The organism is Phycicoccus sp. CSK15P-2, assembly GCF_016888005.1.
Taxonomy (GTDB): Bacteria; Actinomycetota; Actinomycetes; order Actinomycetales; family Dermatophilaceae; genus Phycicoccus.
The window spans coordinates 20753-43302 of sequence record NZ_JAFDVE010000008.1 but is presented as its reverse complement, the minus strand read 5'-3'; the positions used below and the strand labels follow the sequence as shown (position 1 = coordinate 43302).

At 73.6% G+C, this 22550-nt stretch carries 19 protein-coding genes; 12 read left to right on the top strand and 7 right to left on the bottom strand.

The features are described from left to right. Positions 1 to 135 precede the first annotated feature (135 nt). From JQN72_RS04160 to JQN72_RS04145, 4 genes are all read right to left on the bottom strand, one after another. Positions 136 to 1704: a hypothetical protein gene (locus tag JQN72_RS04160; RefSeq protein WP_204133905.1), complete on the bottom strand. Its 1569-nt coding sequence runs from the start codon at positions 1702 to 1704 to the stop codon at positions 136 to 138. Positions 1705 to 2017: 313 nt separating this feature from the next. Further along, the gene (locus JQN72_RS18780) at positions 2018 to 3832 is read right to left on the bottom strand and encodes a hypothetical protein (protein WP_204133904.1); all 1815 of its coding nucleotides are present in this window, start codon (positions 3830 to 3832) and stop codon (positions 2018 to 2020) included. Between the two features lie 169 nt (positions 3833 to 4001). Further along, positions 4002 to 4622, bottom strand: coding sequence for a methylated-DNA--[protein]-cysteine S-methyltransferase (locus tag JQN72_RS04150; RefSeq protein ID WP_204133903.1), 621 nt, complete (start codon positions 4620 to 4622; stop codon positions 4002 to 4004). Continuing rightward, entirely contained in the window at positions 4619 to 5110 is a 492-nt protein-coding gene (locus JQN72_RS04145) for an RNA polymerase sigma factor (protein ID WP_204133902.1), read from the bottom strand. The genes JQN72_RS04150 and JQN72_RS04145 overlap by 4 nt, the downstream gene beginning before the upstream one ends. Positions 5111 to 5302: 192 nt before the next feature. On the opposite strand from JQN72_RS04145, the gene JQN72_RS04140 reads away from it, so the two are divergent. The 5 genes from JQN72_RS04140 (at position 5303) to mptB (ending at position 9901) form a co-directional block, all read left to right on the top strand. After that, positions 5303 to 6124 carry a glycerophosphodiester phosphodiesterase family protein gene (locus tag JQN72_RS04140; RefSeq protein WP_204133901.1) on the top strand — a complete coding sequence of 274 codons (822 nt, stop codon included), beginning with the start codon at positions 5303 to 5305 and terminating at the stop codon, positions 6122 to 6124. A 10-nt stretch (positions 6125 to 6134) separates the two neighbouring features. Beyond that, complete coding sequence (locus tag JQN72_RS04135; RefSeq protein WP_307812413.1) at positions 6135 to 6626, top strand: ATP-binding protein; 492 nt, start codon at positions 6135 to 6137, stop codon at positions 6624 to 6626. Positions 6627 to 6747: 121 nt separating this feature from the next. Then, a complete protein-coding gene (locus JQN72_RS04130) occupies positions 6748 to 7635 on the top strand; it encodes a DUF5926 family protein (RefSeq protein WP_204133900.1) in 888 nt (295 codons plus the stop codon). After that, entirely contained in the window at positions 7635 to 8354 is a 720-nt protein-coding gene (locus tag JQN72_RS04125) for a glycosyltransferase (protein ID WP_204133899.1), read from the top strand. The genes JQN72_RS04130 and JQN72_RS04125 overlap by 1 nt, the downstream gene beginning before the upstream one ends. Further along, positions 8339 to 9901 carry a polyprenol phosphomannose-dependent alpha 1,6 mannosyltransferase MptB gene (mptB, locus tag JQN72_RS04120; protein ID WP_204133898.1) on the top strand — a complete coding sequence of 521 codons (1563 nt, stop codon included), beginning with the start codon at positions 8339 to 8341 and terminating at the stop codon, positions 9899 to 9901. The genes JQN72_RS04125 and mptB overlap by 16 nt, the downstream gene beginning before the upstream one ends. Here mptB and JQN72_RS04115 read toward each other — a convergent pair. Beyond that, complete coding sequence (locus JQN72_RS04115) at positions 9819 to 11993, bottom strand: hypothetical protein (RefSeq protein ID WP_204133897.1); 2175 nt, start codon at positions 11991 to 11993, stop codon at positions 9819 to 9821. The two genes, mptB and JQN72_RS04115, sit on opposite strands and share 83 nt — an antisense overlap. Positions 11994 to 12029: 36 nt before the next feature. Here JQN72_RS04115 and JQN72_RS04110 point away from each other — a divergent pair, with 36 nt between their 5' ends. Both JQN72_RS04110 and pheA read left to right on the top strand, forming a co-directional pair. Next, complete coding sequence (locus JQN72_RS04110; protein WP_307812412.1) at positions 12030 to 13292, top strand: glycosyltransferase 87 family protein; 1263 nt, start codon at positions 12030 to 12032, stop codon at positions 13290 to 13292. 43 nt (positions 13293 to 13335) lie between these two features. Then, positions 13336 to 14265 (top strand): prephenate dehydratase, encoded by a 930-nt coding sequence (gene pheA / locus JQN72_RS04105; RefSeq protein WP_204133896.1) that lies wholly within the window; start codon positions 13336 to 13338, stop codon positions 14263 to 14265. Here the strand turns inward: pheA and JQN72_RS04100 are convergent. Together JQN72_RS04100 and JQN72_RS04095 are read right to left on the bottom strand one after the other, a co-directional pair. Next, the gene (locus JQN72_RS04100) at positions 14262 to 15290 is read right to left on the bottom strand and encodes a 1-acyl-sn-glycerol-3-phosphate acyltransferase (RefSeq protein ID WP_204133895.1); all 1029 of its coding nucleotides are present in this window, start codon (positions 15288 to 15290) and stop codon (positions 14262 to 14264) included. The genes pheA and JQN72_RS04100 overlap by 4 nt on opposite strands. Before the next feature lie 704 nt (positions 15291 to 15994). Beyond that, positions 15995 to 16822, bottom strand: a complete 828-nt coding sequence (locus JQN72_RS04095; RefSeq protein ID WP_204133894.1) for a patatin-like phospholipase family protein — start codon at positions 16820 to 16822, stop codon at positions 15995 to 15997. Positions 16823 to 16871: 49 nt separating this feature from the next. Here JQN72_RS04095 and JQN72_RS04090 point away from each other — a divergent pair, with 49 nt between their 5' ends. From JQN72_RS04090 to zwf, 5 genes are all read left to right on the top strand, one after another. Beyond that, positions 16872 to 17621 carry a 1-acyl-sn-glycerol-3-phosphate acyltransferase gene (locus JQN72_RS04090; RefSeq protein ID WP_204133893.1) on the top strand — a complete coding sequence of 250 codons (750 nt, stop codon included), beginning with the start codon at positions 16872 to 16874 and terminating at the stop codon, positions 17619 to 17621. 74 nt (positions 17622 to 17695) lie between these two features. Further along, complete coding sequence (efeU, locus tag JQN72_RS04085) at positions 17696 to 18556, top strand: iron uptake transporter permease EfeU (protein ID WP_204133892.1); 861 nt, start codon at positions 17696 to 17698, stop codon at positions 18554 to 18556. Positions 18557 to 18607: 51 nt separating this feature from the next. Beyond that, positions 18608 to 19747, top strand: coding sequence for an iron uptake system protein EfeO (efeO, locus tag JQN72_RS04080; protein ID WP_204133891.1), 1140 nt, complete (start codon positions 18608 to 18610; stop codon positions 19745 to 19747). Next, positions 19744 to 21018, top strand: coding sequence for an iron uptake transporter deferrochelatase/peroxidase subunit (gene efeB, locus JQN72_RS04075; protein ID WP_204133890.1), 1275 nt, complete (start codon positions 19744 to 19746; stop codon positions 21016 to 21018). The genes efeO and efeB overlap by 4 nt, the downstream gene beginning before the upstream one ends. Before the next feature lie 68 nt (positions 21019 to 21086). Next, complete coding sequence (gene zwf / locus JQN72_RS04070; RefSeq protein WP_204133889.1) at positions 21087 to 22517, top strand: glucose-6-phosphate dehydrogenase; 1431 nt, start codon at positions 21087 to 21089, stop codon at positions 22515 to 22517. Positions 22518 to 22550: the final 33 nt, after the last annotated feature.

Here is a 22550-nt window from a genome sequence, read left to right as displayed (position 1 = left end):
GTCCCGGGAGCTGCTGAGGGCGCCCTCCGCGCACGGTCCTCGATGAACGGCGCAGGTCGCTCACCGGGGTGTCCCCGGTCTCCGGCGTCGTCGACCCGTGGGTGAGCGGACCCCTCCGGCGACGCTGCACCACCCCTACGACAGCGGCGCATCCGCCTGTTCGTAGTCGTTGCTGCCCCAGACCATGACCGTGCCGTCCGCGGTGAACGCCAGGGAGTGGAGCTCACCGGCGGCGATGGCCGTGACCGTCCGGCCGGCCAGCGAGGACGGGACCTCCGTCTGTGCGTAGAGGTCGTCGCCCCAGACGGTCACCTCGCCGTCGGCCGTCAGCGCGAGCGAGTGGAAGTACCCACCGGCGATGGCCGTGACCTTCTTCCCCGTCAGCGCGGCCGGGACGTCGATCTGCCCGTTGTCGCCGTACCCCCAGGCGGCGACCTCGCCGTCGTCGGTCAGCGCCAGGGCGTGGGACCAGCCCGCGGCGATGGCGGTCACCCGCTTGCCGGACAACGACGCCGGCACGTCGTAGGCGGGGTCGTCGCTGCGGACCGTGACCCGGCCGTCGGAGGTCAGCATCATGCAGTGGGACCGGCCTCCTGCGACCGCGGTGACCGCCTTGCCCGCCACCGACGTCGGGAGCTCCGTGTCCTGGCAGGGGCTCCAGCCCCACGTGGCGACCGTCGGCCGGGCCAGGACGACCAGGGAGTGGTAGAAGCCGGCGGCGACCGCGGTCACGCGCCGCCCTCTCACCGACGCGGGAGCCCGGGTCTGTCCGTCGCTGTTGTTCCCCCACGCCCTGACGGTGCCGTCGGAGGTCGAGGCCACCGAGTGGTAGTAGCCGGCGGCGATGGCGGTGACCTTCTTCCCCGCCAACGCCGCCGGCACGTCGACCTGTCCGTAGGTGCCGCAGCCCCACGCGGTGACGGTGCCGTCGGCGCCCAGGGCCAGCGAGTGCAGCCCCCCGGCCGCGATGGCCGTGACGTGCTGCCCCCACAGCGACGACGGCGTCGTCGACTGCCCGTGCGCGTCGTAGCCCCATCCGATGACCGTGCCGTTCGAGGTCAGGGCGAGCGAGTGCAGGCCTCCGGCGGCGATCGCGACGACGGTCTTGCCGTGCAGCGACTGCGGCACCTCGGTCCGCCCCTTGCTCTCGTCCCCCCAGGCGACGACCTCGCCGTCGGCGGTCAGGGCCAGCGAGTGCCATCCGCCGGCGGCGACCGCGGTCACCGTCCGGCCCCGCAGCGAGGCGGGGACGCTCGACTGCCCCCGGTTGTCGCCGCCCCAGGCGACGACCTCGCCGTCGGCGGTCAGGGCCAGCGAGTGGACACAGCCGGCGGCGACGGCCGTGACCGTCTCCCCCGCGAGGGCGGCCGGGACATCGGTCTGTCCCTCGCTGTCGTCCCCCCAGGCAACGACCTCGCCGTCGGCGGTCAGCGCGACGGAGTGCGACCTCCCGCCCGCGACCGCGGTGATCGTCGCGTCCGTCAGCGAGGCCGGAACGACCGACTCGCCCAGGGACTCGGCGCCCCAGGAGGCCACCTCGCCACCCGCCCGCGGCGCGGGCACGCGCTCGAACACCGGCTCGGTGAGCGCGGCGGCGCTGGTCACCGTCGGTGCACCGGCCCCCATGACCACGGCGGGCCGCGCCGTTCCTCCCGCACGCCGCGACACGGCGTCATGACCTGACAACTCCACGGTGGTGGTCACCCCCACACTCCTCTCCTTCAGAACATCGCCCGCCATCATCGGCAATTCCCTGCACTGAAGTCTTGGGGAAATACTGAGGATCCCTTCCACACACACTCCTCAGAACTGTGGCCGGTTCGAGACCATCAGAGAGCGCCGGGGACGCCCGCTCGGTGTAGTGGGTGGCGCGCCGGAGGGTCGTTCGTGGGGGTCGACCGCTTCACAGGAACCGGGATACAGGCAGAGCCTGACCCGGTAGCTCTGCGTGGGCTACCGGGTCAGGCCCTGGTGGGTCAGGCGGTGCGCGGGGTGGGGTGTCTGCTCGGGTGGTCGGTCACCGTTCGTAGATCGCCATCGCGTGCCCACCCCCGGCGGCGATGGCGGTGACCGTCTTGCCTTCGAGGGACATGGGCACGTCGGTCTGCCCTTCTCGGTTGCTGCCCCAGGCGGTGATGGTGCCGTCGGTGGTCAGCGCGAGTGCGTGTTCGTTGTGCGCGGCGATGGCGGTGACGATCTTGCCGTCCAGGGACGCGGGTACATCGATGGGGTGGAGCTGGTCGCTGCCCCAGGTGGTGACCTTCCCGTCCGAGGTCACCGCCAGCGACCGCCACCGGCCGCCGGCGATGGCGGTGACGGTCTTGCCGTCCAACGATGCCGGGACGACGGACTGGCCACCGTTGTTGTGACCCCAGGCTGTGATTGTTCCATCGGAGGTGAGCGCGAGCGAGTGTCCACCGCCGGCGGCGATGGCGGTGACGGTCTTGCCGTCCAGCGAGTCCGGCGCGTCGCACTGGCGGTACTGGTTGTCGCCCCAGGCGGTGACTTTCCCGTCGGAGGTGAGCGCGAGCGAGTGGTTCCCGTCGGCGGCGATGGCGGTGACGGTCTTGCCGTCCAGGGACTCGGGCACATCGCTGATGTGGCGCCAGTTGTTACCCCACGCGGTGACGGTGCCGTCGGAGGTCAGGGCCAGAGAGTGACCTGAGCCGGCAGCGATGGCGGTGACGGTCTTGCCGTCCAGCGAGTCCGGCACGTCGCTCTGCTTGTAGTCGTTGTCACCCCACGCGGTGACGGTGCCGTCGGAGGTCAGGGCCAGGGAGTGCAGCCCGCCGGCGGCGATGGCGGTGACGACCTTTCCGGTGAGCGAGGCGGGCATGTCGGTCTGGTGGTTGCTGTTCCATCCCCACGCGGCGATCCGGGGGACGGTCACGATGGCCATCGAGTGGTAGAAGCCGGCAGCGACGGCGGTCGCGTGCCGCCCGGTCAGTGAGGCCGGGCGTGTGGTCTGCCGGTTGCCGTTGTTGCCCCACGCGGTGACGGTGCCGTCGGCGGTCGTGGCCATCGAGTGGTAGTAACCGGCGGCGATGGCGGTGACTGTCTCGCCAGCCAGGGTGGCCGGGGGGCTGGACTGCTTGTAGACGTCGTAGCCCCATCCGGTGACGGTGCCGTCGGAGGTCAGGGCCAGGGAGTGCAGCCCTCCGGCGGCGATGGCGGTGACGGTCTTGCCGGCCAGGGTGGCCGGGGGGCTGGACTGCTTGTAGACGTCGTAGCCCCATCCGGTGACGGTGCCGTCGGAGGTCAGGGCCAGGGAGTGCTGCGCGCCGGCGGCGATGGCGGTGACGGTCTTGCCGGCCAGGGTGGCCGGGACGCTGGACTGATCGCGGTTGTCGCGGCCCCAGGCGGTGACCTTGCCGTCGGAGGTCAGGGCGAGCGAGTGTCCACCGCCGGCGGCGATGGCGGTGATGGTCTTGCCGTTCAGCGAGGTCGGCACGCTGCTCTGGTGGTACTCGTTGTCGCCCCAGGCGGTGACTTTGCCGTCGGAGGTGAGCGCGAGTGAGTGGATGCTGCCGGCGGCGATGGCGGTGACGGTCTTGCCGTTCAGCGAGGTGGGCAGGTCGGTCTGGTGGTACTCGTTGCTGCCCCAGGCGGTGATCTTGCCCTCGGAGGTCAGGGCCAGGGAGTGGGAGAAGCCGCCGGCGACCGCGGTGACGGTCTTGTCCTTCAGCGAGTCCGGCACGTTGCCCTGCCTTGCGCTGTTCTCGCCCCAGGCGAGCACCTCTCCACCGGCACCGGAGGGTGGTACCCCGACCGGGTCGGCGGAGGCCACCACGGCACCACCTGCTCCGCTGAGCACCAAGGCTGTGGTGACCATCGCGGCCCACAGCATTCGTCGGGGACGCCACGATGTAGTGCTGGGCGTCAGGGGCTTCATCCTCGTCTTCATCCTTGAGCTCCTCTGGCAGGGACAGCTGACGTCTCAGCGTCGACAGTCCCTACGGCGGAGTCTTGGGGAATTGCTGAGTGATCATCCCGAAGATCTCTCAGGAAATCCGGTCCGACCTCGTTCTCGGCCCGGGACCACCGGATGTCCTCCCGCCACGGGCCTCGAGGGCGAGGAGGTGCTCCTTGGCCGCGGGGCCGCCCGCGTAGCCACCGACGCCGCCCGCCGCGGGGAGGACCCGGTGACAGGGCAGCGTCACGCACAGGGGGTTCCCCCCGAGGGCGGTGCCGACCGCACGAGCCGCCCGCGGGTGCCCGACCCGCTCGGCGAGCGTGGCGTACGTCGTGCGCTCGCCGTACCCGACCGACATGAGGCCGGTGAGGACCTCCCGCTGGAAGTCCGAGGCGAGTGCGAGGTCCGGCTCGACGTCGACCCGTGTCGCCCTCCCGTCGAGGAAGGCGGCCAGTGCGCGCCGAGGGGCGTCCGTCGGGGCCGGATGCCGCAGCACCCGCGGGCTCACCCGGGCGGCCACCCGGGCGAGCCAGTGCTCCTCGGCGGCGTCGTCCGGCGCGTAAGCGGTGGCGAGCACCCGGCCGCCGTCGCGCACCGCGACGAGCATCCGGCCGACGGCGGTGTCCTCGAGGACGTAGGAGACGTCGGTCGGGGCGAGGACGGGCGGCCCGGCGAGCGGCGGGTCGAAGGTGGCGAAGGGGTCGGTCATCGGAGGTCCTCCGGGTCGGTGAGGTCGAGGCGGAGTGTGGCGAGCGCGTCGCTCACGAGGCGACGGCTCATCCCGGGCGTGGTCCCGAGCGCCGCCGCGACCGCCCGGTGGTCGAGGTCGCCGACGAAGCGCAGGACGACGGCGTCGCGCTGCCGGTCGGGCAGCGAGGCGACCCGCGCCCAGAGCCCGGCGTCCGGTGGCTCCGGCGGGGGTGCGGCGACCGGCGCCTCGGCGAGCGACGCGGGGTCGTCGTGCGCCGTGCTCCGGCGGCCCGCCCGGTGGTGGTCCATCGCGCAGCGGTGGGTGATGGTCAGCAGCCACGACCGCAGGTTGCGCGCCGAGCGCACCCGCGGGTAGGCCGCGAGCGCCTGCGTCCACGCCTGCTGGGCCACGTCGTCGGCGTGCACTGGTCCGACGAGGCCGTGCGCGAGACGGGCGACGTCGCGCCAGTGCGCGTCGACGAGGTGCTGGAAGGGCGGCAGGCTCACGATGGTGGAACGCTACGGCCCCCACGGATGTGAGTTGTCCGCCGGACGTCGGGGGCTTCGGGTGCCGCACGGGCGGGTCGACCGGTCGTCCTGCTCCCCCGTGGCCGGACCGCCGACCCCTGCGGGTCCGATCGGCCCCTGCGGCGCGTGTCCGTCTCGCCGGTGCGACGCCTCTCGGGGAGGATCGGGCGGGTGACCGACGAGCAGTACGCGTCCGCCCGCCGGCCCCTCGTCATCGCGCACCGGGGCGCGAGCGCCGAGGAGGCGGAGCACACCCTCCCCGCCTACCGGCTCGCGCTCGGGCACGGTGCGGACGGCGTCGAGTGCGACGTCCGGCTCACGGCCGACCACCACCTCGTCTGCGTCCACGACCGCCGGGTCGACCGCACCTCGGACGGCTCGGGACGGGTCTCGGCCCTCGAGCTCGCCCGCCTCGAGGAGCTCGACTGGGCGTCCTGGCGCACCGACGAGGACGCGGCGGAGGGGCCGGACGCCGACCCGGAACGCGGCCGCCTGCTCACCCTGCGGCGTCTGCTCGACGACCTCGTCGAGCAGGGGGACGAGGTCCTGACCCTCGTCGAGACCAAGCACCCCACCCGGCACGGCGACGACGTCGAGAAGACGCTCGTCCAGGTGCTCCGGGCCTTCGACCTCGACGGCGGGGACGAGCCCGGACGGCCGCACGTGCGGGTCATGTCGTTCTCGGGCCGTGCCCTGCAGCGGGTCCACAGGATCTCGCCGAAGGTGGCCCTGGTCCAGCTCGTCGAGGCGATCATCCCGGCCGCGGCCCTGGACGGGTCGCTCTCGACGGGGGTGCGGGCGGTCGGGCTTCCCGTCGCGACCGTGCGCCGCAAGCCGGGGATCGTCGAGCGCTACCACCGCAACGGGCACGAGGTGTACGTGTGGACGGTCGACGACCTCGACGACGTCGACCTGTGCGTCGAGCTGGACGTCGACGTGATCATCACCAACCGTCCTCGCGAGGTGGTCACACGCGTGGCGTCGAGCGGGTAACTTGGACGTCGTGACCACGCACGATGCCGCCCCTGCGCCGAGCGTCGTCGACCCCGGCCTGGAGGTCGTCGAGACCTCGGGTCCGGGCGCGGACAGCATCATCTGCACCGTCCGGGTCGGGCACACGCCGGCCTCGGTGAGCCAGGTGCGCCGCGAGATCGTGGCCGACCTCGAGACCCGGGACCTGCCCGAGGACCTCGTGGGAGAGGCCGAGATCGTCGCCTCAGAGCTCCTGACCAACGCCGTCCGGCACGCCAGACCGCTCTCCGACGGCAGCGTCCGGGTGCGCTGGAAGATCCGGGGCGACGTCGTCGAGGTCGAGGTCACCGACGGCGGCGGGGCCACCGTCCCGAAGCCGGCACCGCGCACCGTGTGGCTCTCCTCGGGCCGCGGGCTGCGGATCGTCCGCTCCCTCGCCCACGAGTGGGGCGTCACCGAGGACCGCACGGGCAACGTCGTGTGGGCCACGCTCGGCGGTCCCAGCCGCCGCCGGGCCACCTGACCCACCCCTGCGTACCCCTCGGGGCCACCCCGAGATGTGCCTCGGACCCGGGTTCCGATGCGGGGTTTCGTCGACGAACCGGGGTCTCGTGCCCTCCTGCGGTCCCACTAGGGTGGCGCGCATGGGCAAGGCATCTCGTCGTCAGCGCGGTAGCGACCGCGCCTCCCGTCCCGCACGTCCGAAGCCGGCGCCGTTCGAGCCGCGTCCGTTCGCGGGCCTGCCGAACGAGACCGACTGGGTCGCGATGCGCGAGATCCTCCCCGCGGCGACCGCCGTCGTCACGGTCCGGCTGGAGCACGTGCCGGACGGCGCCCCGCAGGAGGTCACCGTCGCCACGGTCCTGCCGCTCGCCTGGCCCGGGCTGCACCGCGCCGACGGCACCGTCCTCATCGGCACCCAGGCCGGCAACTCCAGCGGGGACGCCTCCCGTGACCTCGCGGCCCAGCTCCTCGCGGCGCTCGCGGCCGAGGAGGGCCACCCGGTGACCACCGTGCCGCAGGTCACCGCCGACAGCCCCCGCCTGCAGGACCTCCTGACCGACGACTCCGCCTTCGAGGTCACCGTCCACGAGGGCTTCGACTTCTGGGTCGCGGACCAGGAGCTCGAGGGAGAGGCCAAGGACTCCCTCGAGCGGGCCAACGCCACCCTGGTCCCCACCGTCGCGATGACGTCCGCGCCGTCGGCGTACTGGGTCCGGATCGGTGAGCGCACCCACATCCGCCTCGTGCTGCCCGACGACGAGGACCCCGCCACCGACGCCCTCGCCCGGCTCCATGCGGCGGGCGACGACACCCTCGGCGGCGACACCCGCCTGCTCGGCGCGTTCCGTGCCGGCGGGCTGCTCGTCCCCGTCTGGGACCTCGACCCCGCGCTCGAGGCCGCCGACCACGAGGACGCCGTCGCCGCCTGGGTCGAGCGCTACCGGGCCGCCCTCACCGACTCCGCCCTCACCCCGGAGGAGCGCCGCGCCCGGTCCGGTCTCCTCAGCCGTCAGGTCACGCTCCGCTGATGGCCCCCGCCCGGGTCGCGGCCGTCGTCCCGTGCAAGGACGAGGCCGACCGGATCGCCGCGACCGTGCAGGCCGTGGCGGCCCTCACCGGTGTCGGGCGGGTCGTGGTCGTCGACGACGGCAGCACCGACGACACCTCCCGGGTCGCGCGGGAAGCCGGGGCGGACGTCGTGCGGCACGAGCGCAACCGGGGCAAGGCCGCCGCCCTGGAGACCGGCATCGCCCACCTGCGCGCACTCGAGGGGGACGCCGGCGAGGAGCCCGCGGCGCTGCTCTTCGTCGACGGCGACCTGCAGGACACCGCCGCGAACCTCGGAGTCCTCGCCGACGCCGTCCTGGCCGGAGAGGCCGCGATGACGATCGCCACGCTCCCGGCCCAGATCACGGCCGGTGGCGGGCGGGGCCTCGTCGTCCGGCTGGCCCGCGACGGCATCGAGCGGCTCACCGGCTTCCGGCCCGTCCAGCCCCTGTCGGGCATGCGATGCCTGTCCCCGCAGGCCGCCACCGCCGCGGCGCCGCTCGCCCGCGGCTGGGGGGTCGAGACGGCCCTCACGGTCGACGTCCTGCGGGCCGGGCTGACCGTCCTCGAGGTGCCGTGCGAGCTGCAGCACCGGGTCAGCGGCGCGGACTGGCGCGGGCAGCTGCACCGCGCCGCGCAGTACCGCGACGTGTGGCTGGCCCTCGTCCGGCGCGGGTGGCGCCCGTGGCACCGGGCCTGAGCGCACCGCGTCCGCCCGGGCGCACCGACGGCGTGCGCCGGGCCCTGCTCGTCGTCTCGCTGGGGCTGCTGCTCCTCGTCGGCGCGAGCCGCCCCAACGCGGCCCAGCCCGACCTCCTCCCGCGCGGCTGGGCGCCCGGGCCGCTCGTCCCGGTCGACCTCGGCCCCGGCGTCGTCACGGCCGTCCTGTGGGCCGCCTACCTCGCCGGGGCCGCGGCCGTGTACCTCGGCCTGCGCGGGCCGGCCCCCGCGTTGCGCGGATGGCGGGTCCCCGGCGCCGTCGGCGTGCTCGCCCTGCTCACCGCACCGTTCGGCTCCGCCGACCACATCAGCTACCTCGCCTACGGACGCATCCTCGTCACGGGCGGGGACCCCTGGGTCGAGGCGCCCGCTGCCTGGGCCGGTGGTGCCGACCCCGTGACGAGCCGCGTCGAGGCGCCGTGGACGGAGGAGCCGAGCGTCTACGGCCCGTTCGCCACGCTGCTGCACGCACTCTCGGCCTGGGTGGGCGGGGACTCGCTCCGCGAGGGCGTGTGGATGTGGCAGGTGCTCGTCGTGCTGTCCTGGCTCGCGGTGCGCGCCGCACTGCGCTCCGTCCTCCCCGTGGAGCGGCACGCCCGGGTCGACGTCCTGTGGACCCTCAACCCGCTCGTGCTCGGCGTCGGCGTCCTCGGGGCGCACGTGGACGTCGTCGCCGCAGCACTCGTCCTCGCGGCGGTCGTCGTGGCGGTCCGCCTGCCCGAGGCCTCGGGTGCGCTCGGGGCCGGGGCGCTCGTCGGGCTCGCCGGCTCGGCGAAGGCGACGTACGCGGTCGCGGCGCTCGCTCTCGCCGCGGCCTGGTGGCTGCTTGCCGGGCCGCGGACGGCCGCCCACCGCCTCCTCACGGTCGTCGTCGGGATGGCTCTGGCGGCGGTCCCGCTCCATCTGTGGGCCGGGACGCACGTCTACGACCAGCTCGGCCGGTCGCGCCAGGCGGTGTCGCTCGCGACGCCGTGGAGGCCACTGCTCGAAGGACTCGGCGGGACGGTCGGCCCCTTCTCGACCCGCACGCTCATCTCGGCCGGTGCGGCGCTGCTCGCCGTCGTCCTCCTCGTGGCCCTGTGGCGGCTGCTGCACCCCTCCGCCCCGTCGGACGCTGCTGCCCCGTCGGACCCGACCGACACGACGGCCGAGGCCTCCCTCGCCCTCGTCACCCTCCCGGCCCTCGCCGCGCTGGAGCTCGCCTACGTGCTCGCCGCCTCCTACTCGCTGCCCTGGTACGACATCCTCGTGTGGGCGGCGCTCCCCGCGGCGCTCGCGGGCGGGGCCGACCTCGTCGCCCTGGCACGGACCACCGTCGCAGCCCTCGCCTACGTCCCGGGCCGGGTGCTCGGGATGACACCCGCCGTCGAGGAGCTGACCCTCGGGTTCCGTCGCTCGGCGGCGCCGTGGCTCGTCCTCGCGGTGTGGGTGCTGGCCCTGGTGCTCAGCGCCGGCGTCGCCCGGCGCGGGTCGGGGAGACCTCTCGTGCCTCGTCGAGCAGGGTCGCCGCCGTCACCGACACGATGAGCGGGACGGCCAGGGCCGCGCCCACCGCGGGGATGGCGATGCCCGAGTCGTTGACCGCGAACCCGATCGTCAGCGTGAGGAGCAGCGCCACGAGACCCGCTCGCAGCGTCGGCCCCTGCTCGGCCGAGCGTCGCAGCGCGCGCGACCCCCAGGAGGTCGGCCGCGCGAGGACGACCGCGAGGACGAGGATGGCGACCGGCACGAGGTAGCTGAGCGGGGCCGTCTCCCGGATGAGCTCGAGGTTCTGCTCGCCCTTGCGCAGGACGATGTCCGTGGCCGTGCCGTCGATCATCGCCTGGATGAACCGTCCGAGGTGCGTGCGGTCGGCCGGGTCGCGCAGCCAGTCCAGACCCGCGACCGCGAAGAACAGCAGGACGACGCCGAGGGCCACGGCCAGGGCGCGGCGGAAGGTCATCTGCATCCCGAGGACGGCGAGGAGCAGCGAGACGATCCCCGGGACGAGCGCCGGCGGGCCTCCTCCGTCGGCGCCCCAGACGGGGGCGGCGTCGATGGCGAGCGCGACGAGCCCGATGACGGTGACCGCGATCGCCGCCGCCTTCCGCCGGCCGCCGAGGACCAGCGCCGACGACACCGCGGTCGCGAGGAGGATCGAGGCCGTGGCGAAGAGCGCGAACGTGGGGTTGCCGATCCCGTAGAAGCGGCCGGCGACGACGGGCTGCAGGCCCATGAGCGAGGACAGCTGGAGCCGTGAGCCGGTGACGATGTCGACGACGAGGACCGCCATCGTGACAGCCGCGACGAACGCCATCGGGCCGAGCGCCCAGTACCGCCACGGCCCCTTGAGCGCCGCGGTCGCGATGACGGCGACGAACGCCCCCACGACGGCGACGAGGGCGACCATCTCGACGGGGAAACGCCACCAGGGCGCGAGGTTGGCGAGGAAGGTCGACACGGGGACGGCGGCCGCCGCGACCGAGAGCGTGCGTACCCGGGACAGCACGGCGGTGCGGGTCCGTTCCGAGCCGATCCGACCCTTCCACACGAGGAGCACGAGGAGGTAGACGACGAGCTGGCCGTACGCGAAGACCTGGAAGAACGGCTCGACGAGGTCGTGGACGTCGTGGCTCGACTCGTCGAAGTCGCGCAGCGTCTGCAGGCGCGAGGCCGCGCGCCGCTCCGAGTTGTCCGGGGCGGGGTTGCTCGTGAGGGCGGCGCCCGCGACCGAGTCGGGGACGTCCAGACCGACCCCCTGCAGCACGGTCGCCGTGAGGTCGGGCGACTGGGCGAGCCCGACCTGACGCGTCGACCGCGACACGAGCGTGCCGGGGCCGAAGTGCGGACCGCGGGCGACGACGAGCCGCAGCCGCTCGGAGCGGCCGGCGTCGGCCAGGCTCGCGACGACGAAGTCGGCTCCGTTCGGGCCCGCCTCGACCACCGCACCGATCCGGCTGTCGATGGTGCGCACCTGCTCGGCGCGTGTCTGCTCGGCGAACTCGCCCTCGGGCAGGTCCTCCGAGTCGCGGACGACGCCGACGTCGACGAGTGTCACGGGGCAGGCGTTGAGGTCGACGAGGAGCGAGTCGGGGTCGAAGTCGCTCCAGCGCGCGATCGAGCCGTCCGGCAGTGCACCACCGGCCGCGGCGTACCGCCCCACGGACCGGACGCACACCCCGGCGTCCTCGGCCTGCTCGGCGAGCAGCCCGAGGGGGGCGTCGAAGCTCGTGGCGCGGGCGGCCCGCTCGTACTCGCCCCACTCGGCGACTTGGCCGGAGACGACGCTCGGCGGGCCGGTGCACGCGCGGTCGGCCGCGTCGTCGGTGTCGCCCTCGCGCGGGGCGGCCGCGCGAGTGCCTGCGGACAGCCCGAGCCAGCCGTCGACGGGGCAGGTGTTGGAGTAGACGGACCGGGCGGCCAGCGCGGCGGACGAGCCGTCCCGCAGGAGGAGCCAGAGGTTGGGCGTGCTCTCCTCGTCGATGTCGGACCAGCTGATGCCACCGGTGCCGATGAGGACGACCGCTCCGGCCGGTTCCGCCGCGGCCCGGGGGGTGGCGCCCGAGGAGGCGGCGGTGACCCCGAGACCGGCGAGCACTGCCACGAGGGCCAGCGCCAGGGCGAGGGCTCTGCGGGTCACGCCGGACAGGGTACGCAACGACGTCACAATGGATGGGTGGATCCCCGGAGCGTGACCGACGCCCCACCGGTGCCGCGCTGGCGCTGGGGGCTGCTCGTCGTGCTCGTCGCCCTGGCGGCGACGCCGGCCGCGCTGCGCTACCTCGTCTTCTGGCCGCTCGACCAGTGGCAGGTCGACGTCGACGTCTACCGGTCGGCCGGGGTCTCGCTGCTCACCGGGCGGCCGGTGTACGGCACGCTCACCGAGCCGCCGCAGCTGCTGCCGTTCACCTACCCGCCCTTCGCGGCGTTCCTCGCCGTGCCGCTCGCGCTGCTGCCCTTCGGGGTCGTCGGATGGCTGTGGACGGCCGGCCAGGTGGCCGCGACGACCCTCGTCGTGTGGCTGGCCGCGCGGCCGATGCTGCAACGGGCCGGGACCTGGACACCGGTGGCGCTCGCGACGGTGGCCGCGCCGATGATCTGGCTGCACCCGGTCAGCGACGGCATCCGCTTCGGCCAGGTCAACGCCTTCCTCGTGCTCGCTGTCGTCCTCGACCTCGTCCGGCCGCGGCCGCGGTTGCTGCGCCGGGTCCCGCAGGGCGTGCTCATCGGCCTGGCGATGGCCGTCAAGCTCACGCCCGGTGTCTTCGTCGTGCACTTCCTCGTCACCCGTTGCTGGCGCGAGGCCGCGACGGCGGTCGGCACGGCCGCGGCTGTCACCGTTCTGGCGGCGGTGGCGCTGCCGTCGGCCTCGTGGGCGTTCTGGCTCGGCGCCTTGCAGGACAGCGACCGGCTCGGCCCGAACGCGGGGACGGCGAACCAGTCGATGCGCGGCTTCCTTCTGCGGATGGGCCTCGACGGCCTCGGTGGCACCGTGCTCTGGCTCGTTCTCGTCGCGGTCGTCGCCGTCGCAGGGTTCGGCCTCGCGCGGCGGATGTACCGGCGCGCCGACCCGATGGGCGAGGTCGCCGTCGTGGGGCTGCTGGCCTGCCTGCTGTCCCCGGTGGCCTGGGTGCACCACTTCCACTGGGTGGTCGTCGTCGCACTCGCGCTGCTCGGTGCCGAGCCCTGGCGGGACCGGCGCCGCCTGTGGGCCGGGCTCGGCGTGACGGCGTTCTTCCTCATGCGGCTGCCGTGGTGGGGCATCGACTGGCTCGCCACCGACTGGCCGGAGTGGCCGGGGCGGGTCCTGCAGAACGCCGACGTGTTCGGCGGGCTGGCCGCGCTGTGGCTGCTCTGGTGGGTCGTCCGGGCCGAGCCGGAGGCCGCCGCGCCGGAGATGGGACACACCTCCGCCGCCGAGCCCGCCCGCCTAGCCTGAACCGCATGGACCTCGCGGCGGACCGCACCGGACAGGACTCCCGATGAGCACCCGGATCGGCTATCTGGGCCCCGACGGCACCTTCACGTCGATGGCCCTCGACCAGTGGCGTCCGGCCGAGCGGGCCCGGCGGGTGGCGTTCGGCTCGGTCGACGCCGCGCTCGCGGCGGTGCGCTGCGGTGACGTCGACGGCGCGATGGTGCCCATCGAGAACTCCGTCGAGGGCGGGGTGTCGGCCACGCTCGACGCCCTGGCCAGCGGTGACCCGCTCCTCGTCACCGGTGAGGTCATCGTCCCCATCACCTTCGTCCTCGCCGCCCCTCCGGGCACCGCGCTGGAGGACGTCCGGGCCGTGGGGACGCACTCGCACGCGTGGGCCCAGGTCCGCGGGTGGATGGGGCGGCGGCTCCCGGACGCGGCGTACGTGCCCACGCTGTCCACCGCGGCCGCCGCGTCCGACCTCGCGGACGGTGACCAGCCCTTCGACGCCGCCGTGTGCGCCCCGGCGGCCGCGCGTCTGCACGGGCTCGAGGTGCTCGCCGAGGGCATCGGCGACATGCAGGCGGCGGTCACGCGGTTCGTCCTCGTGTCCCGTCCGGGGTGGATGCCCGTGCCGACCGGCGCGGACAAGACGACCGTCGTCCTCTTCCAGCGTGAGGACCACGCTGGTGGTCTCCTCGCGCTGCTCGAGCAGTTCGCGGCGCGGGGCATCAACATGACCCGGTTGGAGTCGCGGCCCACGAAGGCGTCGATGGGCTCGTACTGCTTCTCCGTCGACGTCGAGGGTCACGTGCGGGACGAGCGGCTCGGCGAGGCGCTCATGGGGCTCAAGCGGATCTGCGCCGAGGTGCGCTTCCTGGGCTCCTACCCACGCGCGGACGGTCGGGCCGCGACGATCGCCCCCCGGGCGGCCGACGCCGACTTCGCGGCGGCGCGGGACTGGCTCGGGTCCATCCGCGACGGGTCGGGCTAGGCCTCGTCCGGACGCTCCGCTCCGGACTCGAGCCGGGCGGTGACCCAGGAGTCCACCTCGCTCCACCGCTCGTCGAGCCACGCGGCGAACGCGACGGGCTCGTCGGGCACGTCCGCGGCGCGGTAGGTCCAGGTGCGGACGAGCATCGGCCGGTCGAAGAACGGCATCGCGTCCCAGACCATCCGGGCCGAGGAGAGCTCGCCGAAGCCGACGTGGGCGACCACCATGACGTCCGCGCGGGGGCTCGCGCTGCGGGCCGCCCACGCGCCGCGGGTCTTGGGGGGCAGGACGTGGAGGAGGCGTTCGGCCCGGTCGGCGCGCCGGACGTCGCCACTGGCCCGGAGGCGGTCGATGAGCCGGGTGCGTCGCGAGGGCGTCCAGTTCTCTCCCTCGGGGAAGAGGACGAGGACGTCGTCGCGGTCCATCGTCGCCGCCATCGCGCGGACGCCTTCGAGCCGGTCGCTGCCGCCACGGGCCGGGACGAAGTAGGAGTCGAGCCGGGTGAGGATGGTGTCGAGCGCGGGGTCCCAGCGCAGCGCCTCGGCGAGCACGATGCGGGGCACGCGGTCCGCGGTTCGGGCCATGAGCCAGGCGACGGCGAGCGAGTCGAACGGGCCGGCGTGCCGGGCGAGGGCGAGGAGCGGCTCGTCCCGGCTGCCGAAGTGCATCCGGTCGGTGAGGCGGATCTCGAGGCCGAGCCAGCGGCGGGCGTAGTACATGAGGGAGTCGAAGGCAGCCTCGAGGAGGTCCTCGTGGGCGGCGCGCCACTCCTCGGACCGTTCGTCCGGGTGGCCGGCGGAGATGACCCAGCACTGGACGAGGATGCGGATGTCGAGCCACACGAGGATGACGGCGAGGCAGGCGACCCGGAAGACCCGGGCGCGGCGGTCGACGAGCGCGTGGAACGCGCCGGCGACGACGACCGGGACGAGCAGGCCGGTGACGGCCACGCCGACGAGTGGCCAGGCGAGGTGCAACACCCGGCGCACCGCCGGTGGTGGCGGGGGGATGCTCGTCGCGCCCATGCGGGAAGCCTAGGGACGGTGTGGTGGCGGAGGGTGGTGGTCGCCGAGCTTCGCGCGGTGGGCGTGTCGTGGTGAGCGTGTCATGGTGAGCGCCTCGGGGTGTGGCTGCCGGGGTGGGTCTGCGCTCTCGGCACGGCCTCGGGGTCCGGGGTCCGGGGTCCGGGGTCCGGGGTCCGGGTGCCGAGGTCTGTGGGCCGTGGCCGGGTGCCGGGTGCCGGGTGCAAGGGCTGACCAGGCGTTCACGGACCCCGGGCTGTCCCGAGATGGGGTCGGTGGGGTGACGTCCAGATGCTCCCGTATTCGGGCCACGTCCGGTCGCCCGACCCGGGCGCACCCGGCCGCGCGAAGAACCCTGTAACCCCCCCGACCACCCACCATCCGGAGCAGACGTACATGTGCTCCGAGACGAGGGCCGGTTCCGTCCTGGTCCCGGTGGCGTGTGGCGTGTGCATCGTCGGCCTTCCGGAGCAGACGTACATGTGCTCCGGGAGGTGAGGCAGTCGGGGGGTGGTTCGGGTGCGGGAGCACGTGGACGTCGGGAAACGGGGAGGGTCGGGAGAGCTCGGGGTGTCAGGACGGTTGGAGTCGAGTCGGGGGGTGGTTCGGATACGGGAGCACGTGGACGTCCGTGGACCGAGGGTGTCTCCGCCCGGGTCCGGCCGGTGGCGGTCCGCGCCGTCCGCGCACACCCCACCCGCTGCCGCTCAGAGGCCGGCGAGGTACTCCGTGCTCGCTTCGTGGGCCTGCTCGGCGCGGCGACGCAGGCGGGCGCGGGTCATCTGCCGCACGGGGACGTTGGGGCTCGACGACGACCCGCTCGGCAGCACGTGGGTCTCCACCTCCGCCGGCATCGCCGCCATCTCGTGGACGAAACGGTGCCGCCGGGCGATCTCGAAGGCCACCATCCCCACCTCCCACGGCAGACGCGGCGGCCGGAGCGGCTGCTCCACCCGACCCACCTGGAGGACGAACACCCGGGTCGCCCCGAGCTCGACCGCCCGCCCAACCGGGATCGAATGGACGAGCCCGCCGTCGAGGAAGTGCGCGCCCCCGATCTCCACGGGAGGGAACAGCCCCGGCACCGAGCAGGACGCCACGACCGGTGCGACGAGACCCCCGGAGTCGAACCAGCACGCCCCCGAGTCCTCGATCCGCGCCGCGACGCACTGGAACGGCACCGCCAGGTCCTCGAACCGGTCGACGGGCAGGTACTCCTCGAGCACGTGCCGCAGCGGTCCGTTCCCCAGCAGGTGGGTGCGGGACCGCGCCGCCCGCGCCACCTGCCGCACCGGGTTCTCGACGAACACCCGGTCCCGCACCACCGCATCCCACACCTTCGCCAGCCGGGCCGCCCCGCCGACGCCGGGGTCGGCCGCCACGAACGCCCCGTTGAGCGCCCCGATGCTCGTCCCCACGACGAGGTCCGGACGGATGCCCGCCTCGGCGAGCGCCCGCGCCATCCCCACCTGGGTGGCGCCGAGCACCCCGCCACCGCCGAGGACGAACGCCGTCCTCCCGCTCGCGTCGGCCATGCCCCCATGATGCCGCCCGCTACCCTGCGCTCATGCACGGAGTCGTGCTGTGACCGCCGCAGACCCCCACCCCGCCTCGGGGCGGCCGGTGGTCCTGCGCCCGCAACGGGCCCTCTTCGCCCTCTGCCCGCCGGCCGTGTGGCCCTACGCCCGCTTCGAGGTCACCGGTGCCGAGCACATCCCCGCGACCGGCCCGGCCGTCCTCGCCGGCAACCACCGCAGCTACTTCGACATCCCCACGATGATCCAGATGATGCGGCACACCTCGCGCACCGGCCGCATCCTCGCGAAGCGAGAGCTCTTCGACCTCCCCGTCATCGGCCGGGCCGCGCACGCCCTCGGCGGCATCCCCGTCGACCGTGCCTCCGGCAGTGTCGAGTCCCTCGACGCCGCGACCCGTGCGCTCGAGCGCGGCGAGATCGTCTGCCTGCTGCCGCAGGGAACGATCCCGCGCGGCGAGCGGTTCTTCGACCCCCTCCTCAAGGGACGGACCGGCGCCGCCCGCCTGGCCGCCGCCACGGGCGCACCCGTCGTCCCCTTCGGCATCTGGGGCAGCGAGCAGGTCTGGCCGCGCAGCAGCCGGCTGCCCCGGATGCACCGGCTGTCCCGTCCGCCCACCGTCCGGGTGCGGGTCGGCCCGCCGCTCCGGCTCGACGGCGCCTCGCCGGTGGCCGACACCCAGCGGATCATGGCGGCGATCGTCGGGCTCCTGCCGCCGGAGGCGCGCGTGGAACGCGTCCCGACGGAGGCCGAGATCGCGCTCGCGACGCCCCGGTCCCGGCGGCGTCGCCACCCGTGACACCGACTTGACTCGCGGGACGAGTTTAGGGTTACCTCAGTTGGGTAAGGTCTGCCTAATTCCAGGAGCCCCGGATGTTCGTGAGCAACGCCCTCATCGGGCTGCGCGAAGGTCTCGAGGCGGCGCTCGTCGTCGTCATCCTCCTGGCCTTCCTCGTCAAGACGCAGCGCACGTGGGGCGTGCGGTACGTCTGGGCCGGTGTCGCCACGGCGGTCGCGCTCTCCGTCGTGCTCGGCGCCGTGCTCACGTTCGGCACCCGCAGCCTGTCGTTCGAGGCACAGGAGACCGTGGGTGGCACGGCGAGCATCGTCGCCGTCGGGTTCGTCACCGCGATGGTCTTCTGGATGAAGTCCGCCGCGCGCACGATCAGCGGCGAGCTCAAGGGCCGCCTCGACCGCGCCCTCGACCTCGGCCCCCTCGCGGTCGCCCTCGTCGGCTTCCTCGGCGTCGGTCGTGAGGGCCTCGAGACCGCGATCTTCTTCTACGCCACCGCACAGGCCGCCGGAGCGGGCAACAACGTGCCGCTGCTCGGCTGGGCCCTCGGCCTCGGCGGGGCCGTCCTCCTCGGCTGGCTCATGTACCGGGGCGCGCTGAGGATCAACCTCACGAAGTTCTTCCGGTACACCGGCATCCCGCTCGTCGTCGTCGCGGGTGGCATCCTCGCCTACGGCATCCACGACCTCCAGGAGGCGGCCGTCCTCCCCGGTCTGAACACCCTGGCGTTCGACGTCTCGGGCACCGTCGACGCCGGCTCCTGGTACGGCGCCCTGCTCAAGGGCATCTTCAACTTCACCCCGCAGACCACCGTCCTCCAGGCCATCGCCTGGGTGGCGTACGTCGGCACCGTCCTCTTCCTCTTCCTCCGCCCCACGCGCGGCACCACCGCCGCCGCGCCGGAGCGGCCCGCACCGTCGCGGGAGACCGCCGCGGCCTGACCGTCGCACCACACCCGACCACCACCACCGCACGACCCCAGGAGTTCCGTCATGCCCCGACCGCCGCGCGCCGGCACCGCTCTCGCCGCCCTCCCGCTCGCGCTCGCCCTCACGGCGTGCTCGCAGCCGGCCGACGACGGGTCGGCCTCCGGGGAGGGACCCATCACGGTCGCCGCGTCCGACTCCGCCTGCGACGTCGAGCGCAGCGAGGCCCCGGCGGGCACCGTCGAGTTCTCCGTGACGAACCAGGGCTCGAAGGTCAACGAGTTCTACGTCTACGCCGAGGGCGACCGGATCATGGGCGAGGTCGAGAACATCGGCCCGGGTCTCACCCGCAGCTTCCTCGTCGAGCTCGCCGAGCCGGGTGAGTACGAGACCGCCTGCAAGCCGGGGATGGTCGGGGACGGCATCCGATCCACCTTCACCGTGACCGGCGAGTCCGCCGCGCCGAAGACCGACGACGAGAACCTGCAGAACGCGGTCACCGAGTACCAGCGCTACGTCGCCAGCCAGTCCGACGCGTTCCTCGACCGCACCACCGAGTTCGTCGGGCTCGTCAAGGACGGCAAGGTCGAGGAGGCCAAGGCGCTCTACCCCGTCGCCCGCTCGTACTGGGAGCGCATCGAGCCCGTCGCCGAGTCCTTCGGCGACCTCGACCCGAAGATCGACGGCCGCGAGGACGTCATCGACGAGGGGATGGAGTTCACCGGATACCACCGCCTCGAGAAGGACCTCTGGGAGGACGGCCTGCAGGACGACTCGTCCGCGGTCGCCGACCAGCTGCTCACCGATGTCACCGAGCTCGTCGGCAAGGCCAAGAGCGTCGAGCTCAACCCGCTCCAGCTGGCCAACGGCTCCAAGGCGCTCCTCGACGAGATCGCCACGGGCAAGATCACCGGTGAGGAGGAGCGTTACAGCCACACCGACCTCTGGGACTTCGAGGCCAACTTCGAGGGCTCCAAGGCCGCGATCCAGGCGCTGCGGCCCTACCTCCAGGAGCAGGACCCCGAGCTCGTCGCGACGATCGACGAGCGCGGTGAGGCGCTCGGCTCGCTCCTCGAGACGCACCGGGAGGGTGACGGTTTCGTCCTCTACACCGCGCTCACGGACGCCGAGGTCAAGAAGCTGAGCGAGGCCCTCGACGCCTTCGCCGAGCCCGTCTCCACCGTCGCGGGCGTGGTCGCCGGATGACCGACCCGCCGCCCGGCTCGACCCGCCGCACCGTGCTCGCGGTGGGCGCGGGGACGGCCGTCGCCGGTGCCGCGGCGGGCCTGTCCTGGGCGTCCCGCCCGGGGTCCGCCGCGGCGGCGTCCGCGCCGGCCGCCGACGCGATGACCGTGCCGTTCCGCGGCGCGCACCAGGCGGGCATCGTCACGCCGGCCCAGGACCGGCTGCACTTCGTCGCCCTCGACGTCGTCACCGACGACGCCGACGAGCTGCGCGAGCTCCTCACCGCGTGGACCCGCGCGGCCGAGCGGATGAGCTTCGGCGCCGAGGCCGCGCCGGGCGGAACGGTAGGCGGCGGGCCGTACCGCGCCCCCGAGGACACCGGTGAGGCGCTCGACCTGCCCGCGGGACACCTCACCGTCACCGTCGGCTACGGCCCGTCCCTCTTCGACGGCCGGTTCGGGCTGGCGGGCCGCAGGCCGGAGGCCCTGCACGACCTCCCCGCCTTCCCCGGTGACGACCTCGACCCCGCGCGCTCCGGCGGCGACCTGTGCATCCAGGCCTGCTCGGACGACCCACAGGTCGCGGTGCACGCCGTGCGCAACCTCGTCCGGATGGGCTTCGGCGTCGTCGCCGTCCGGTGGAGCCAGCTCGGCTTCGGCCGGACGTCCTCGACGTCCACGGCCCAGCAGACCCCGCGCAACCTCTTCGGGTTCAAGGACGGCACGGCCAACATCAAGGCCGAGGACACCGCGGCTCTCGACGACCACGTCTGGGTCGCCCCCGACGACGTCCCCGGGGAGGCGGGCTGGATGGCCGGCGGCTCCTACCTCGTGGCGCGCCGGATCCGGATGCACATCGAGATCTGGGATCGCACGCCGCTGCAGGAGCAGGAGCAGATCTTCGGGCGGGACAAGAAGATCGGGGCGCCCATCGGCCGGACCGACGAGTTCGCCGACCTGCCCCTCGACGACACCGGCGCCGACGGCGAACCGCTCATCCCGGTGCAGTCGCACGTCCGGCTCGCCCACGAGTCGACGCTCGGCGGAGTACGCATCCTGCGCCGGGGCTACAACTTCACGGACGGCACGGACGGCCAGGGACACCTGGACGCCGGGCTGTTCTTCATCGCGTTCATGCGGGACGCCCACACCCAGTTCGTCCCGATGCAGCAGGCGCTGGCCCGCTCCGACCTGATGAACGAGTACGTCGAGCACACCGGCTCGGCGGTGTTCGCCTGCCCGCCCGGCCTCGGCGACGTGGAGGACTGGGGCACCCAGCTCTTCGGCGCCTGAGCCGCGGCCGGCGGCCTCGGCCGGGCAGGGGGTAGCGGGATCCGGTCCGGGCGCGCCAGGGTGGTCCCATGACCGCGCCCACGACCGTGACCCTGTTCGGCGCCACCGGCGACCTCGCGAAGCGCAAGCTGATCCCCGGGCTGCTGCACCTCTTCCAGTCCCGGCTCCTCGACGACCTCCGGGTCGTCGGCACCTCGCTCGACGACATGTCGGCGGACGACTTCCGCGACCTCGCGATGAGTGCCGTGCGCGAGTTCAGCACCCGTGACATCGGCGACACCGACTGGCGCGAGTTCGCCCAGCGGCTCGACTACGTCCCCCTGTCCGCCGGACCCGAGAAGCTCGGCGAGGCCGTGCAGCGTGCCGAGGAGCAGCTGCCGGGGGACGTCGAGCTGCGGCTGCACTACCTCGCGGTGCCGCCCAAGGCGGCGCTCGCGGCCGTCCGCACCATCGGGGACGCCGGGCTCGCAGAACGTTCCCGGGTCGTCATGGAGAAGCCCTTCGGCCACGACCACGCCTCCGCGGTGGCGCTGAACGCCGAGCTGCACGAGGTCTTCGACGAGGAGCAGATCTTCCGGATCGACCACTTCCTCGGCAAGGAGCCGGCCCAGAACATCCTCGCCTTCCGGTTCGCCAACGGGCTCTTCGAGCCGATCTGGCACCGGAACAACATCTCGCACGTCCAGATCGACGTCCCCGAGACGCTCGGCCTCGCCCAGCGGGCCGACTTCTACGAGACGACCGGCGCGTACCGCGACATGGTCGTGACGCACCTGTTCCAGATCCTCGCCTTCACGGCGATGGAGCCCCCCACCGCGCTCGAGCCGTACGCGATCAGCCGTGAGAAGAACAAGGTGTTCCGCTCGATGCAGCCGATCCAGCCCCCGGACGTCGTGCGCGGGCAGTACACCGGCTACCACGACGAGCCGGGCGTCGCGGAGGACTCCGAGACCGAGACGTTCGTCGCCCTCAAGTGCTTCGTCGACAACTGGCGCTGGGCCGGCGTGCCCTTCTACCTGCGGACCGGCAAGCGGATGGCCGAGGGTGCCCGGATCATCTCGATCGCCTTCAAGGAGCCGCCGCAGTCGATGTTCCCCAAGGGGTCCGGCGTCGGCGACCAGGGTCCGGACCACCTGACCTTCGACCTCGCCGACAAGTCCCGGATGTCGCTGTCGTTCTACGGCAAGCGGCCCGGGCCCGGCTTCCGGCTCGACAAGCTCTCGATGCAGTTCGCGATGCACGAGACCGACTGGGCCGGCTCGGTCCTCGAGGCCTACGAGCGGCTCATCTACGACGCCGCCCGCGGCGACCGCACGCTCTTCACGTCCGCCACCGGCATCGAGCGGCTGTGGGAGATCAGCCAGCCGTTCATCGACAACCCGCCGCCGGTGCATCCGTACGCGCAGGGCACGTACGGGCCGAACCAGATCCACCAGCTCATCGCGCCGTTCACCTGGCGCCTGCCGTTCGAGCGGAAGTGGCGCGAGAAGAAGCCCTGACCGACGCCGGCCACCGCCGGCTCCGGGACGGTC

Bases quoted from the DNA above. Each gene is read 5' to 3' on its own strand.
- JQN72_RS18780 (WP_204133904.1), bottom strand. From the start codon at position 3,832: ATGGTCACCACAGCCTTGGTGCTCAGCGGAGCAGGTGGTGCCGTGGTG.
- JQN72_RS04150 (WP_204133903.1), bottom strand. From the start codon at position 4,622: ATGACCGACCCCTTCGCCACCTTCGACCCGCCGCTCGCCGGGCCGCCC.
- JQN72_RS04130 (WP_204133900.1), top strand. From the start codon at position 6,748: ATGGGCAAGGCATCTCGTCGTCAGCGCGGTAGCGACCGCGCCTCCCGT.
- JQN72_RS04125 (WP_204133899.1), top strand. From the start codon at position 7,635: ATGGCCCCCGCCCGGGTCGCGGCCGTCGTCCCGTGCAAGGACGAGGCC.
- pheA (WP_204133896.1), top strand. From the start codon at position 13,336: ATGAGCACCCGGATCGGCTATCTGGGCCCCGACGGCACCTTCACGTCG.
- JQN72_RS04100 (WP_204133895.1), bottom strand. From the start codon at position 15,290: ATGGGCGCGACGAGCATCCCCCCGCCACCACCGGCGGTGCGCCGGGTG.
- JQN72_RS04095 (WP_204133894.1), bottom strand. From the start codon at position 16,822: ATGGCCGACGCGAGCGGGAGGACGGCGTTCGTCCTCGGCGGTGGCGGG.
- efeU (WP_204133892.1), top strand. From the start codon at position 17,696: ATGTTCGTGAGCAACGCCCTCATCGGGCTGCGCGAAGGTCTCGAGGCG.
- efeO (WP_204133891.1), top strand. From the start codon at position 18,608: ATGCCCCGACCGCCGCGCGCCGGCACCGCTCTCGCCGCCCTCCCGCTC.
- efeB (WP_204133890.1), top strand. From the start codon at position 19,744: ATGACCGACCCGCCGCCCGGCTCGACCCGCCGCACCGTGCTCGCGGTG.
- zwf (WP_204133889.1), top strand. From the start codon at position 21,087: ATGACCGCGCCCACGACCGTGACCCTGTTCGGCGCCACCGGCGACCTC.